We start from the raw sequence: 15485 nt of genomic DNA on the forward strand, positions 1-15485 counted from the left end.
CACGCTAACTCACAAGAAATCGCAAGTTGATAAGATGTTCGACGCTCAATATAACTCAAGGTTATGCAAATTGATCCCAATCACCTGATTATCCTCGCCGCTGTCGTGGACGAAGGCGGGCTGACCCAAGGGGCGGCGGCTTTGGGCCGATCACAACCCTCGCTCAGCCGATCCTTGTCGGCCCTCGAGGCGCGGCTTGGCCTGCCGCTGTTCGAAAAAGGCCGCCGCCCCCTGATCGCGACCGAGCTTGGGGCCGCACTGGCCGCGCAGGGCCGCATGATCCGCGCAGCGGCGGCGGAGGCGAGTATGCAGGCGGGCCTTTATGCAGGCGGCAAGACCGGCGCGGTGCGCGTGGCGGGCACACCGGTGTTCATGGATGCGGTGATCGCCTCGATGATCGCCGGGTTCCAGCAGGCCAATCCGAATGTGCGGATCGATCAGTCCTATGGTTATGCCGATACGCTGATCCGGGATCTGCAGTCGGGCGCGCTGGATGTGGCGCTCTGCCCGTTGCCGCCCGATGCGGTGCCCGAGGGGCTCGCCTTTGACGAGATCCTGCAGGGGCGTAACGTCATCGCCTGCAGGATCGGGCATCCGCTGGCGCGCAAGAAAACCCTGCGACTGAGCGATATCGCCCCCTACCCCTGGATCGCACCGCCCACGGCCAGCCCGCTCTATCAGGACCTCAAGGCGATCCTTGCCGAAATCGAAGTCGACGATTTCCGGGTCAGCTTTTCCGGTGGATCAATCAGCGCGGTGCGCACGGTGCTGGAAGGGTCCGACAGCCTGACGATCCTGCCCTATTCGGTGCTGTTCATGATGCGCCACCACAAGTCCCTGACCGCGCTTGATATCCGCATCCGGCACGCGCCCCGGCATCTGGGCATCCTCAGCGCAAAATCCAGCAGCGACCGCCCCGTGGTACGGCGGTTTCAGCGGCATCTGGCACATGAATTCAAATCTCTGGCGCGCACGATCACGCATCAACAGCAAGCCTCGGTCTGGGGGGTCTAGGGCAGCACCGCCCAGACCATCACCAGATAGGTCCACTGGTGCAGCGCCTGATCCACCCCGAAAGCGCGCCAGTATCCGGCCTGTGCGGGGCCGTGACCGGTGTGATCTGACCACCGGCCCTTGGCCCAATCGATGTGGAAATGCACAACCCATTCGATCAGCGCGACCGTCAGAGCCAAGGCCACCGGCACCCCAAGCAGGACCATCGCGATCAAAGACCCGACCGCATGCAGCCCCGCATGCTGCAACCGCCCTACATGGACATACCGGCTGCGGTCGCGCAGCATCCGTGGGGTCTGGAGGTAAAAATCCGCAAACAAATGCTTGGTCTGCAGCAAAAACAGCAGCGCCAGCGCAAAAAGGATAGGATCGGCCAAGGCGGGTCCTTTGGTTAACGTTTCACCCCATCCTAGGGGTGCAAATCAAATGCTGCAATGTTGCAGCCACCCCGATACGCTTTAAGCCAACCCCGCAAGGCATTGATTTGTGGTCAAACCCCTTGATAGGTTGAGGCCAAAGGGCACCCCGCCTGTGCAGACGTCTGGACCAGTCTTATCGAACGCTCCCTCTTTGCCTTCATCTGGAAGTATTCGAAGCGCGACCAGCTTGTGCTTCTGGTGGTCACGCTGTCGCTGTTTCCGCTGCTCTATCTGACACTTGAGCTGCCCAAGCGGATTATCAACGACGCCATCGGATCGGGCACATCAACGATTGATTTTCTGGGGCGCGAAGTCACCCAGATCACCTATCTGCTCCTGCTTTGCGGCGGGTTCCTGTTGGCCGTGCTGTGCCACGGGCTGTTGAAAATGCGCATCAACACGATGAAGGGCGTGCTGGCGGAACGCCTGTTGCGCCGCTTTCGCTATACCCTGATTGCGCGCATCCTGCGCTTTCCCCAACCCTATTTCGAACGCACCAGCCAAGGCGAGCTGGTCAGCATGGTCACCGCTGAAAGCGAACCCATGGGCGGGTTGATGGGGGATGCGGTCGCCCAACCTGTGCTGCAAGCCGGCCAGATGCTGACGATCCTTGGCTTCCTGTTTTTCCAGTCGATCGCGTTTGGTCTGGCGGCGGTTGCGCTGATCCCGTTGCAGGCCTGGCTGATCCCCAAACTGCAACGCCAGATCAATCTGCTGAACAAGAAGCGGGTCATACAGGTCCGCGCCTTGGCGGCCGAGATTGGCGAGGGCGCGGCGGGTGCGGGCACGCTGCGGGTCAACGGCGGCTGGCGCTACCGCATGGCGATGATCGGAGACCGGTTGGGTCAGCTTTTCGCGATCCGTTTCCAAATCTACCAAAAGAAATTCTTCATGAAGTTCATTAACAACTTCATCACCCAGCTTACCCCGTTTTTCTTCTTTTCCATCGGCGGCTACCTCGTCATTCAGGGCGAGGTTACGATTGGTGCGCTCGTCGCCGCACTGGCCGCCTACAAGGACCTCTCAAGCCCGTGGAAAGAGCTGCTGGCCTATTACAATCAAAGCGCCGACATGTCGTTGCGGTGGGACACCATCACTGAACGGTTTGCGCCCGAGGGCATGATCGACGAGGATCTGTTTTACGCCCCTGCAGGCGAGGCCCCGCGCCTGACCGGCGAGATCGAGCTTGATCAGGTCACGGTGCGCGACGGCGACGGCAATGCGGTGCTCGAGGATATCTCGTTCACCTTACCTGCCGGATCAGTTGTGGGCATCACCGCCCCCAATGATGAAGACCGCCGGGCACTGGCCGAGGTGCTGACCCGCGAAACCTTGCCCACCAGCGGCGCGGTCACTTTGTCGGGCTTCAGCATCAAGGACCTGCATCAGGCCACCATCGCCACCCGGATCGGCCACGCCAATTCGCGCCCTGTCATGTTCAAGGGCAGCTACGGACAGAACGTGTTGATGCCCCTGCGCATGGCCCCCATCGCACCGGGCGAGGAAAACGACTTTTTCCACGAAGCGGTGCGGGCGGGAAACAGTCACGACATGCTCAAGGCGCATTGGCTGAACCCCGGCTTGGCGGGGGTGTCGGACCGCGACGCGCTGCGGGCGTGGTGGTACACGCTGATCGAGGGAACGGGCAGCGGCGAGGCGCTGACCCGGCGCACGATGGATCAGCATTATGACGTAGAAAAGCACCCCAAATTGACCGAGGCCCTGATCGCCCTGCGCCCCAAGATCGCACAGGCAGTCCAAGAGGCGGGCCTGTCGCGTTATGTCTACCGCTTTGATCCCGAAGGATATAACCCCGCCCTTCCCGTTGCCGAGAACCTTCTGTTTGCGACCCCGCGCGAGCGGATCACGCCCGAGATCATTGCCTCCAAACTCGAATTCCTGCGGGTGCTGCACGATCTGAAACTGGCTGGCGATCTGGAAACGCTGGCGCGCAACATCATCGAGATGCTGCGCCAGATCTTTGGGGCTACTGGCACTGACCACCCGCTATTCCGGAAGGTCGGGCTTGAGGTGGACGTTTACGAGGCCGCGCTTGATCTGGTCACGCGCAAACCGGCGGGGTCCGAGATTACCGACGATGACCTTGCCCTGTTGTTAAGCGTTCCCTCAGTGGTGACCGCCGAACAGGTCGGCCCATCCTTTCCGGACGAGGTGCGCGCGCGCGTTCTCGATATGCGCCGCCAGCATGCCGCCACCCTGGGTGAGCAGATGTCGGACCTGTTCTCACCCATCCGACCGGACGCGTATGTCTTTGGGCTGACCGTCCTTGAAAACGCCCTTTATGGCAAAGTGTCGGACGGCGCAGGCACACGCGGCGAAGAACTGCGGCGCATCGTGGGGCATGTGCTGGCCGAAGAGGGGATCAGCCCGCAAGTGCTTGCACTCGTTTTTGACGTGCCCATCGCGCTTGGCGGGGCCAACCTGCCTGCACTCTTTGCCGAACCGCTTTCGATCAGCAGGGCCACGATCAAACGGCCTGATATCCTGATCTTGGACAAGGTCATGGCAAGCTATGACCCCGATATCCAGACCGCCTTGTTCAAATCCCTGCGCGCCTTGCTGCCCGAGGCGACGCTGATTTTCCTCAACGACGGATTCGAGGACGAAGATGCCTTTGATCTGCATTTCGAGGTGCAACAGGGCCGTCTTGTCGGGGCCGAAGGGGCGCGGGCCGAAGCCGACAGCGACGTGGGTGCGGATCTCGCGCGCAAGGTCGAGGCGCTCAGCCGGACGCCGCTGTTTTCCGGGCTCAAGCGCAAGCAGATGCGGCTGCTGGCCTTTGGTGCGCGCTGGTACAAGGCTGCCCCCGGCGAATACGTATTTCACAAAAATGACGACTCGACCGACGGGGCCTACATGATCATCGACGGCGAGGCGGACCTGCTGCTGCCGGTGGACGGGGCCGAGGACACCTTGATTGCGACAGTGGGCACGGGGGCGCTGGTGGGTGAATTGGGCCTCATCCGAAGCGAGCCACGCGCGCTTGATATGCGCGCCAAATCCGAGTTGTCCTGCCTGCGCATCGGCGAAGAAGAATTCATGGCCGTCGTCGAAAATGACGCCGCAACGGCCTTCCGGTTGCTGCAAGTGGTCGCCGGTTACGTGAAAACCTGACCAAAATCCGCCGAACTCCATCAGTTTGTCCACAAGATGTGCTTATGCACTGGAACCTGACCACAGCTTTTGGCATTCCTTTGAGGGACCCGTGCGCTGCGCACGGCGGAGTTGTGCCAGATGTTTCGAATATATTGCCGGGTTTTGGCGACGGGGATTGCCATGCTGACCGGGTCGGGGGCGGCCTATGCCTTTGACGTCACCGTGTCCGCGCCAGAACCGCTGGTCGAAGACATCCGCGCCGCCTCGCTGACGGCCACGCTTGCCGACACCCAACAAGACGAAGCCCCCCGCCCCATCGACATTATCAGCGCGGCACAGGCCGATTACGGACGGATCATCGCGCTGCTCTATGATCAGGGCTATTTCGGCCCGACGATCAATATTCTGGTGGATGGACGTGAGGCCGCGACGCTCACCCCTCTGGGCGCGTCACAGGCCGTGCGCATGGTGACGCTGCGCATTGATCCGGGGTCCGTGTTCACCTTCGGCAACCTTGCCATTACGCCCAAGGCCAACCAGACCGAACCCACCCCCGGCTTTGCGCCGGGCGAAACCGCACGGGTGTCGGTGCTGCGTCAGGCCACCGCTGCCGAAATCGAAGGCTGGCGTCAGGACGGCCATGCCAAGGCAGAGGTCGCCGATCAGCAGATCACCGCCCGCCATCCCGACAAGACCCTGAACGCGACCGTCACACTCGATCCCGGGCCACGGCTGCGTCTGGGTAAATTGACGATCACAGGCGACAGTGCCGTGCGCGAAAAACGCATCCGCGAGATCGCAGGCTGGCCAAGTGGCGAGGTGTTTGATCCCGACACCATCGACAAGGTGCAAAAGCGGCTGCGCCGCACCGGCACCTTTGCAAGCGGCACTCTGACCGAAGCCGAAACGCCCAACGCGGACGGAACGCTGGATGTGACAGCCCTTGTCACCGACCAGCCGCCCCGCCGCTACAGCTTTGGGGCCGAGTTCGGCACGCTGGACGGTCTGGCGCTGAGCGCGCTGTGGCTGCACCGCAATATCTTCGGCGGGGCTGAACGGCTTCAGATCGAAGGGTCGGTCAAGGGCCTTGGTGGCGACACCGGCGGTATCGACTATCGCCTGAGCGCCCGCCTGTCGCGCCCCGCCACCTTCCGCACCGATCTTGAGGCCTTTGTGCTGGCCGAGGCCGAACAGCGCGACGACCAAAACCTGTTTTCGCAATCTGTCACGCTGGAAGTGGGCGGGGTCTATTTAGCCCGCGAAGACCGCGAATACAGCTACAGCGCCCGCCTGCGCCGCTCCAAAACGCGCGATGATCTGGGCGAGCGGGACTATACCATCCTCGCCTTTCCCTACGTGGCCACGTTTGACCGGCGCAATGACAAGCTGAACGCGACAAGCGGCTATTATGCTCAGGCCTCCATCGCGCCGTTCTTTGCCATCGACGGCACGGACAACGGAGTGGTGTCGAGCCTTGATCTGCGCACCTACCGCCAGTTTGGCGAACGGGTCACGCTGGCCCTGCGCGGGCAATTGGGGTCGATGTTCGGCCCCTCAATCAGCAATGCGCCCGCTGATCTGCTGTTCTTTTCCGGGGGCAGCGGCACGGTGCGCGGGCAGGATTTCCAGTCCCTTGGGGCGGATCTGGGCGATGACATCAAAATCGGCGGGCGCTCGTTTGTGGGGCTTTCCAGCGAATTGCGGGTCAAAACGGGCGAGAACCTGTCGGTCGTCGGCTTCATCGACGCAGGCTATATCGGCGAAGAGACGTTTATCGACGGCTCCGGCGAATGGCACAGCGGTGTGGGCTTGGGCGTGCGCTATGACACGACCATCGGGCCGATCCGCTTTGATGTGGCGGTGCCTGCATCGGGGCCGGACGACGGTTCCGGGCTGGAAATTTATATCGGTATTGGGCAGGCCTTCTGATGCGCTTTGCACTCGCGATACTCTGCCTGATCTGGCCCTTTGCCCTTGCAGCCCAGGACGCTGGCGATGATGACCGCGGCTATCTGATCGGCCTTTTGGAAAACAGCCTTGGCGGCGAAGGGCGCACCGTGCGTATCACCGGGTTTGCCGGTGCGCTGTCGAGCACGGCCACCATTGAGCGGATCACCGTGGCAGACCCCGAAGGGGTGTGGCTGACCCTCGAAGATGTCGCGATCCAGTGGAGCCGCCGCGCCCTGCTGCGCGGGGCCGTCGAGATCGAAGAGTTGCGCGCCGACCTGATCGACCTGCCGCGCCTGCCCATTCCGGTGCCAAGCGAAGCACCCGCGCCCGAAGCGGCCCCCTTTGCCCTGCCCGAACTGCCCGCGTCGCTGAACATCGGGCAGATGCAGATCACCCGCGTATCGCTTGGCGAACCTGTGTTGGGCGAAGCGGCGGCGCTGTCGCTGAGCGGTGCGGCCTCTCTGGCTGGGGGGGAAGGGAATGTCCGCCTTCTCGCGCAGCGCATCGACGGGCCCCAAGCGCGCTTTGACGTGCTGGCGGCTTACGCCAACGATACCCGCGCGCTGACCCTTGATATCGACCTGAGCGAAGCCGAAGACGGGTTGATTTCCGACCTGCTTGGCGTGCCGGGCGGCCCGAGTTTGGAACTGTCTGTCAAGGGGGATGGCCCGCTCAGCGATTTTGCCGCCTCGCTTGATCTGCGCACCGATGACGCCCCGCGTCTGGCCGGCACCGTGGAATTGCAAAGCGAAGTTGACGGCCCTATGGCCTTTGAGGCCGATTTGAGTGGCGATGTCACCGCGCTGTTCTTTACCGAATATGCAGCCTTTTTCGGGCCTGACATCCAGTTGAAAGCCCAAGGCGCGCAAGCCAGCAACGGGGCCTTTTCGCTTGAGACGTTTACCCTCGACACCCGTGCCCTGCGCCTGAGTGGGCAGGCCGCACTGAACAGCGATGGCTGGCCCACGCTGCTGGATATCGAAGGCGAGATTGCGGCCCCTGATGGCACACCGGTGCTGCTGCCGCTTGGCACGGCGGGCGAAACGCTGGTCGATCGCGCCACCCTCAGCGTCCAATACGACGCCAATGATGGGGACGCGCTGGCGGGCCGTATCGTTGTGGCAGGTCTGAACCGACCCGAGGTGCAGGCCGACATCACAACCCTTGTGCTTGACGGCACGCTGACTGGCGACGTGAACGCCATCGGGCGGGTCGAGACACGGATTGACCTTGATAGCAACGGGATCGCCCTGATCGACCCGGCCCTGTCGCGCGCCGTGGGCACCACCGTCAATGGCGGCCTCAACATCGCTTATGTCGAGGGAGAGCCGTTGGAGCTGTCCAACCTCGCCCTCACAGGTGCGGCCTGGACCCTTGGCGGGCAGGCACAGATCAACAGCCTATCCGATGGGTTCGAGACAACCTTTGACACCAACCTTCAAAGCAGCGATTTCTCGGCCTTTGCCGATCTTGCGGGCCTCGCGCTGGAAGGGGCCGGAGGGGTCGAACTGGCCGGTTCCGCCTCGCTTGGCGGCTTGTTTGACATCACCATCACAGGTGAAACGCGCGATCTGCGCGTTGGGGTCGCACAGGCCGACGCGCTGCTGGACGGAACGACGGCCCTTGATGTGGCGGCGCGCCGGGACACGACCGGCACTTATTTGGACCGGTTGCAGCTGGAAAACCCCGCACTGTCGGCAGATGCCGAGGCGACCTTGCAAAGTGGGGCCTCGACCGCCCGCTTCGATCTGCGGCTGGACGATGCATCGCGGGTCACAACTGCAGTGTCCGGCCCGCTGGCCATCAAGGGCACCGCCGAACAAACCGGCGAGACATGGGATATCCTTGGCACACTGAGCGGACCGCTTGATGCCAGAGCAAATGTCGATGCCAGCGTTGCACCGACCCGCATCGCCATCGTCGCGAATGCCGCAATCCCCGACATCGCGCCGCTGGTCCCGCAACTGCCGGGTGCGGCCAATCTGGATGTGCGCGCCGAACAGGTCGGCGGAGTCTGGACCTTTGACACCGATTTGCGCGGTCCCTTGTCGAGCACGGCCAATGTGGCAGGCACCTACGAGGCCGACGCGCTGAGCGCAACCTACACCGTGGCGGTGCCCAATATCGCACCCCTCGCGCCGGGCATCACCGGGCCTGTCGGTCTGGACGGAGATGTGCAGCAAGTCAGCAATGGCTGGCAATTCAATACCGCCCTCACTGGCCCCTACAGCAGTTCGGGCACAGTATCGGGTGCGTTCATCGACGCGCGGCTGACCTCGGCCTTCTCGGTTGCGCTGCCCAACATCGCCCCGCTTGCGCCGGGTGTGTCGGGGCCAGTGTCGGTCACGGGTGATCTACGCCAGACCGATGCGGGTTGGGCCGTCGATACCGACGTGGCAGGCCCCTATTCCAGCACCGGCGACATCAGTGCGGCCCTTACAGACGGGGTCGCATCCGCGCGCTATGCGCTGCGCCTGCCGAATGTGGGCGCACTTGTGCCGCGCCTGAACGGAGCGGTCGCGGTGACGGGCACCGCCCAACAGGTCACGCGCGGCTTTGACATCGAGGCGACCTTGGATGGTCCCGCCGGCACATCGGCGCGGGTCGGCGGCCTGGTGGCCAATGACGGGCGGTTGGAACTCGACGCTACCGGGCAGGCTCAGCTTGGGCTTGCCAACCCGTTCCTTGCGCCGCGCAATATCGCGGGCGTTGCCAATTTCGATCTGACCGTGGATGGCCCACCGGCACTGTCATCGGTCAGTGGCCAGATCACCACCCAAGGCACACGGCTGGCCGCGCCCACACTGCCCCTGTCCTTTGACAATATTTCCGGGTCCGTTGGCCTTGCAGCAGGCCGCGCGACGCTGGATCTGAACGCGGGCGTCAGCGAAGGCGGGGCAATTGTCATCCGTGGCCCGATCACCCTCAGCGGACAATACCCGGCGCAAATTGATGTGGCGCTGAACAATGTCGTGGTGTCGGACCCGACGCTCTATACCAGCCGCGTGAATGGTCAGATCGGCGTGAACGGCGCATTGCTGGGCGCGGCGCGGATTGCCGGGACGATCAATGTGGGTGAGACAAATGTGCAGGTGCCCGCCAGCGGAATTTCAACCTTTGGCGCAATCCCTCCGATTGACCATATCGGGGCGACACGGCCGGTGATGGCCACCCGCAATCGCGCCGGTCTGGCCCAGGATGACAGCGCGTCCGAGGGTGGCGGCCCGGCCTACCCCCTTGATATCACGATCAATGCACCCTCGCAGATTTTCATCCGGGGCCGGGGTCTGGACGCAGAAGTGGGGGGCAGCTTGCGGCTGACCGGCACCACCGCCGACACCATTTCATTCGGGCAATTCGATCTGATCCGGGGTAGGCTCAACATCCTGACCAAACGGTTTGAACTGGACGAAGGACAGGTGCAGCTTGCCGGTCGGTTTGCGCCATTCCTGCGGTTTGTGGCCGCAACGAGCACCGCAACCGGAACGGCGCGGATCATCATCGAAGGGCCTGCGGACGACCCGACCGTCACGTTTGAATCCACGCCCGACGCGCCACAGGATCAGGTCCTTGCCCAGATATTCTTTGGCCGCGACATCTCGCAACTCTCCGCCTTTCAGGCGCTGCAACTGGCCAACGCGGTTGCCAACCTCGCAGGACGCGGGGGCGAAGGGGTCGTATCGGGCCTGCGCGGATCCTTCAACCTGGATGACCTCGATGTCACCTCCGACGCCGAGGGCAACACCGCCGTGCGCGCAGGCAAATACATCTCTGAAAACGTCTATACCGACGTCACGGTTGGCGGATCCGACGGGCCCGAAGTGTCGCTGAACATCGACCTCACCCCCAACATTACCGTGCGCGGCAGCGTTGGTGCGGATGCCAACACCGGTCTCGGCATCTTCATCGAAAAAGACTACTAGACGGCAGCCTTCAAGCCATCACACGCGCCGCAATATCAGCCATGAGAGCGTGTTCTACGTCGCCTGAAATCTCGTTGTCATGCACGCCGTCGATCTCCAGAAATGCGTGGCCATGCACGAACATGTGCAGCATGTAGGCGCGGCGCGCGATTTCCTCTTCGTCGGTCCCTTCGGGCATGACGCGCCGAACCTCGCGCTTGACCACATCCTCGCAGGCCGTGCCAAGGGCGTGCATTTCAGAGTCCTCATCGCGCCCTTCGGTCAGACCAAAGATCAGGCGAAACACACCCGGTTCGGTGCGCGCGAACCTGGCATAACACAAACCCAAGGCGGTAATGGGCGCGAGCCTGTCGCCCGTGGCCGCAGCTGCCGCGTCATCCATCTGCTGGCGCATGCGTTTGATTCCCAGCAAAGCCACCGCGCGCACGATCTCGCGGCGGTCCTCAAAGTGCTTGTAGGGGGCTGCTGAGCTGACCCCGGCGCGGCGCGCAGCCTCGGAAATCGAAAACCCGTCCGCGCCCTTCTCTTCGACCAAAAGGCGCACAGTTTCAATAAGATGGGCGCGCAGATCACCATGGTGATACGCCGCCTTCTGGGTCTGTTTCGCGCTCTGCTCCAACTTTTTTTGTCCTACTCTCTTGCCAAAGTAAGTGGCTATTACATATGTCTATCCATAAGAGTAAGTACTACTCACTTCATGTCAAGGAGCCGCACCATGGCGCGTGCACACCGCAACGATACACCCAAACGCCCCCTTTGGAAGCGGACGATCCGTGGTTTGATGACACTGACGGGCACCGCGTCGGTGGTCGCAATATCTGCCGGCGCGATCTGGTTGGGCAGCGCCACATTGGCCAGCCGTGCGGCAGCCGTTGATGCCCCGCCGGCCGCCCCGATTGCGACCGTATCGGCGCTGCGCGTCTCGCCTTCCGATCAGATGCCCGTCACGCGCCAATTCTACGGGCAGGTCGAAGCCGCCCAGACCGTCGCCCTCAGTTTCGAGCAGAGCGGTCGCCTTAACGTCCTGACAGCGGATGAAGGTGACCGCGTCAAGGCCGGCGACGTCATTGCCCGCCTCGACATCCGTATCCTGATGGCCGAACGCGCTCGCCTTACGGCCACCCGCGCCGCCCTTGAGGCGCAGGCCGAACTGTCGCGCCGCACCACGAAACGCCAGTCCGAACTGCGCGACCGCGGCTTTGCGTCCGAACAGGCGGTCGACAATGTGGCCCTCGGCCTCGTCGCGCTTGAGGCGCAGATGGCAGAGGTCGATGCCGCCCTCACCCAAGTGGATGTGCAACTGTCCCAGACCGAGTTGGTCGCCCCGTTTGATGGACGCGTGGGTGCACGCCACGTTGATCCCGGCGCAATTATGGCCATCGGCACGCCCGTGCTCGACATTCAGGAAGACACCGCACCGCTGTTCCGCGTCGGCGTTGATCCGAAACTGGCAAACGGCCTTGCGGACCAACCTGCCACGATCACCATTGACGGGACGGACTATCCCACCCGCTTTGTCGGCTTCCGCCTGGACCTTGATGCCCAGACCCGCACCCGCACGGCCCTGTTCGAGATTGAAACCGATGACCCGGTCTACCTCGCCTCGGGCACCCTCACACTGACCACGGTGTTGGAGTCTTCGGGCTACGGCGTGCCGCTGCGCGCCTTGCGCGATGGCGTGCGGGGTCTGTGGACGCTCATTGTCCTCGAACCGTCCGAGGATGATCTGTTCACCGCCCGCAGCGCCGCTGTTGAGGTGCTGCAGATCGAGGGCGACACTGCCTATGTGCGGGGCACCCTGTCGGGCGAGGCGTTGATCGTACCCGACGGCACCCATCGTCTCGTGCCCGGTGATCGGGTCCGCGTTGCGGGACAGAACTGATGGAAAGCCTCACCTTCCGCCAACCCCGCATTGTCGCCCTCGCCCTTCTGGTGATTATCGCTGCTGGCCTGTCCTCGCTGCTGGCCATCGGACGGCAGGAAGACCCCACAATCACCAACCTCTTTGGCACCGTCACCACCGTCATTCCCGGCGCGGATCCGGCGCGGGTTGAGGCGCTTGTGACCCAACCCATCGAAGATATCCTGCGCGAAGTCGCCGAGGTGGACCTGATCCAAAGCACCTCGTCCACGGGCATTTCCATCGTGTCGGTCGAATTGGGCGTGACCGTTGCAGACACCCGCATTGAGCAGGTCTGGGCCGAAATCCGCGATGATCTGGCCGAACTGGCCCCCACCCTGCCCGCCGACGCGCTTGAGCCGGAATTTGACACCGATGGCAGCAGTGCCTTTGCGGCTATTGCGGCCTTTTCAGCAGAGCCGGGCGTGCCCACCACGATCCTTGGCCGCTATGCCCGCGATCTGGCGCAGTCCTTGCGCAACGTTCCCGGCACCGAATTGGTCGAAGTCTACGGCGCGCCCGACGACGAGGTGCTGGTCACCCTCGACCCCGTCGCCACAGCCGCCCTTGGGCTGACCGCCGCAGAGGTCAGTGCAGCCATCGCGGCAGGCGATGCCAAGGTCTCCGCTGGTCGCGTGCGTCCGGCGGGCTCTGACCTGCTGATATCGGTGGCAGGTGAGGTGCAGGCGCTGGACCGCCTCGCCGAGATCGTCGTGCGCCGTTCGGATACGGGTGCTGTCACCTACCTGTCCCAGATCGCCGACATCAGCCGCGGCCCGCGCCTGCCCCAGACCGAGCTTGCGCTTTATAATGGCAAGCCTGCCGTTCTGCTGGCCGCCAAACTGGAATCGGGTTTGCAAGTCGATGTCTGGTCCGGGTTCGTGCGTGAAGAGATCAGGGCCTATCAGAACGAGGTGCCGCTTGGCGTCTCGCTCGACCTGACCTTTGATCAAAGCGTCTACACCGCCGACCGGCTCGCCGAGGTGGGCCTGAACATGGCCATCGGTGTCGGGCTGGTGGTGGGTGTCTTGCTACTGACTCTCGGCTTGCGCTCGGCCATGATTGTCGCGCTGATCCTTCCGGTGGTGACGCTTGCGACCCTGTTCACGATGAACTTCATCGGGCTTGCGATCCACCAGATGTCGGTGACGGGTCTGATTGTGGCGCTTGGCTTGCTCGTCGATGCTGGCATCGTGATGACGGACGAAGTGGGCCAACGCCTTGCCAAAGGCATGAGCCGGGTCAAGGCGGCGGGCCAATCGGTCAAGCGCCTCTTTGCGCCCTTACTGGCGTCGACCGTTACCACCGCACTGTCCTTTACCCCCCTGATCCTTTTGCCGGGGCCAGCGGGTGATTTTGTCGGCTCCATCGCCATCGCCGTGGTAATCATGCTCGGCTGGTCCTTTGTGGTCGCCATCACCCTGACACCTGCCATCGCCGGTCATTTACTACCCGCAGGCGGCAAGCGAGGCGGGCTCAAGGGCGGGGCTTTGGGCCGGGCATTTGAGGCGACGCTGCGCTGGTCGGTGCACAACCCGGTGCGCTCCATTGCGCTGGCGTTGGTTCTGCCTGTCACCGGTTTCCTGTCCCTGCCAACACTTACGGCACAATTTTTTCCCGGCGTGGATCGCGACCAGTTCTATATCGAGGTCGATCTGGCCCCCGGCACCGGCATTGCGGACACGCAGGCGGTTGTTGCGCGGCTTGATGCGCAGTTGAACGCGGACGCCCGGATCGAACAGATCACATGGGTCGTGGGCCGCTCAGCCCCCGCGTTTTACTACAACATTGTCGGCGCGCGCGAGAATGCGCCGAGTCACGCGCAGGCGTTGCTGACAACGACCTCGCCCGAAGCGACCGAAGAGGTGTTGCGCGAGTTGCAAGCCGCGCTGACCCTGACGGCACCAGAGGCCCAGATCCTCGTGCGCGGCTTGGTGCAAGGCCCACCGGTCAACGCACCGGTCGAGTTGCGCTTTGTCGGCACCGACCTTGAGGACCTGCGTGACATCGGGGACGAGGCACGTCGCATAGTCACGGATGTGGATGCCGTGCTGGTCGCCCGTTCGACCATCGGCGGTGGAGCGCCCAAGGCGGTCGTGACCATCAACGAAGCGCAAGCCCAGCAACTCGGGCTGAACCTGCGCCAGATCGCAGGCCAGTTGCAGGCCGGGCTTGAGGGCGTGACGGGCGGGTCCATGGTGGAAGGCGATGAGGAATTGCCGATCCGTGTGCGGTTGGGCGAGGCCACGCGCAGCTCGGTTCAAGCGATCCGCGACCTGCCCATCCTGCGCCCGGACGCCCAAGCGCTGGCTGCCCAAGGGCGCTGGCCCGCCCTGCCCTTGTCCGCTGTGTCCACCGTTGCACTGGAACCGGCGGCGGGCAGCATCACCCGGCGCAATGGCGAGCGGGTCAACACCGTGCAGGCCTTTATCCAGCGCGACGTCCTGCCTGAAGAGGCATTGGTGCAGGTACAGGCCGCGCTGGATGGGGCCGGATTTGCCGTCCCCGACACCGTGCGCCTTGAGCTTGGGGGCGACAGTGATGCCCGCAACGACACGCTGTCCGATCTGCTCGCCTCCCTCGGGTTGATCGTGACGCTGTCGATTGCGGCCATTGCGCTGACGTTCAACTCGTTCCGCCTGACGGGCGTGGTGCTGGTGGTGTCGGGACTGTCGGCGGGTCTCAGCCTGCTGGCCTTGGCGGTCTTCCAGTACCCGTTCGGGATCAACGCGATCATCGGGGTCATCGGCTCTATCGGGGTGTCGATCAACGCGGCCATCATCATCCTGTCGGGCCTGCAAGAGGACGACGCAGCCGCCAGCGGCGACCGAGACGCCATGGTCGATGTGGTCATGGGCTCGTCGCGCCATATCGTATCGACCACCATTACGACATTCGGAGGGTTCCTGCCCCTGATTCTGGCCGGTGGCGGGTTCTGGCCGCCTTTCGCGATGTCTGTCGCGGGTGGGGTGTTGCTGTCGACCGTGGTGAGTTTTTACTTCACACCCCCGGCTTTCGCGCTGATCCACCGGGTACGGCGGGGCCGTGACGCGCACGCAGACAACGACCATACCGACACGTCCTTTGTGCTGCGCCCACCCTTTCAGCAGGCCGCGGAATAGGCGCGCTGCCACAAAATAGGGCCCGTCCTGATCTGTCTGG

Annotated in this window: 8 protein-coding genes; 6 read left to right on the forward strand and 2 right to left on the reverse strand. The window is 63.3% G+C overall.

Annotation, left to right across the window (positions count from 1 at the left end; all coding sequences use genetic code 11):
* Positions 1-63 precede the first annotated feature (63 nt).
* Entirely contained in the window at positions 64-1014 is a 951-nt protein-coding gene (locus Q0908_RS02880) for a LysR family transcriptional regulator (protein WP_299280935.1), read from the forward strand.
* On the opposite strand, the gene Q0908_RS02885 is transcribed toward Q0908_RS02880, so the two are convergent.
* The gene (locus Q0908_RS02885) at positions 1011-1391 is read right to left on the reverse strand and encodes a DUF3307 domain-containing protein (protein WP_299280936.1); all 381 of its coding nucleotides are present in this window, start codon (positions 1389-1391) and stop codon (positions 1011-1013) included. The two genes, Q0908_RS02880 and Q0908_RS02885, sit on opposite strands and share 4 nt — an antisense overlap.
* Positions 1392-1622: 231 nt before the next feature.
* On the opposite strand from Q0908_RS02885, the gene Q0908_RS02890 reads away from it, so the two are divergent.
* The 3 genes from Q0908_RS02890 (at position 1623) to Q0908_RS02900 (ending at position 10423) form a co-directional block, all read left to right on the forward strand.
* On the forward strand, positions 1623-4568 hold the full coding sequence (locus Q0908_RS02890; RefSeq protein ID WP_299280937.1) for an ABC transporter transmembrane domain-containing protein: 2946 nt from the start codon (positions 1623-1625) through the stop codon (positions 4566-4568).
* A 120-nt stretch (positions 4569-4688) separates the two neighbouring features.
* Positions 4689-6479, forward strand: a complete 1791-nt coding sequence (locus Q0908_RS02895) for an autotransporter assembly complex family protein (protein ID WP_299280938.1) — start codon at positions 4689-4691, stop codon at positions 6477-6479.
* Positions 6479-10423, forward strand: a complete 3945-nt coding sequence (locus Q0908_RS02900) for a translocation/assembly module TamB domain-containing protein (protein WP_299280939.1) — start codon at positions 6479-6481, stop codon at positions 10421-10423. The genes Q0908_RS02895 and Q0908_RS02900 overlap by 1 nt, the downstream gene beginning before the upstream one ends.
* 10 nt (positions 10424-10433) lie before the next feature.
* Here Q0908_RS02900 and Q0908_RS02905 read toward each other — a convergent pair whose 3' ends face one another.
* Positions 10434-11042 carry a TetR/AcrR family transcriptional regulator gene (locus Q0908_RS02905; RefSeq protein WP_299280940.1) on the reverse strand — a complete coding sequence of 203 codons (609 nt, stop codon included), beginning with the start codon at positions 11040-11042 and terminating at the stop codon, positions 10434-10436.
* A 96-nt stretch (positions 11043-11138) separates the two neighbouring features.
* Here Q0908_RS02905 and Q0908_RS02910 point away from each other — a divergent pair, with 96 nt between their 5' ends.
* Together Q0908_RS02910 and Q0908_RS02915 are read left to right on the forward strand one after the other, a co-directional pair.
* Entirely contained in the window at positions 11139-12305 is a 1167-nt protein-coding gene (locus Q0908_RS02910) for an efflux RND transporter periplasmic adaptor subunit (protein ID WP_299280941.1), read from the forward strand.
* Positions 12305-15445: an efflux RND transporter permease subunit gene (locus Q0908_RS02915; protein ID WP_299280942.1), complete on the forward strand. Its 3141-nt coding sequence runs from the start codon at positions 12305-12307 to the stop codon at positions 15443-15445. The genes Q0908_RS02910 and Q0908_RS02915 overlap by 1 nt, the downstream gene beginning before the upstream one ends.
* Positions 15446-15485: the final 40 nt, after the last annotated feature.

It is taken from the genome of uncultured Tateyamaria sp. (assembly GCF_947494755.1).
In the GTDB taxonomy this organism is placed as follows: Bacteria; Pseudomonadota; Alphaproteobacteria; order Rhodobacterales; family Rhodobacteraceae; genus Tateyamaria.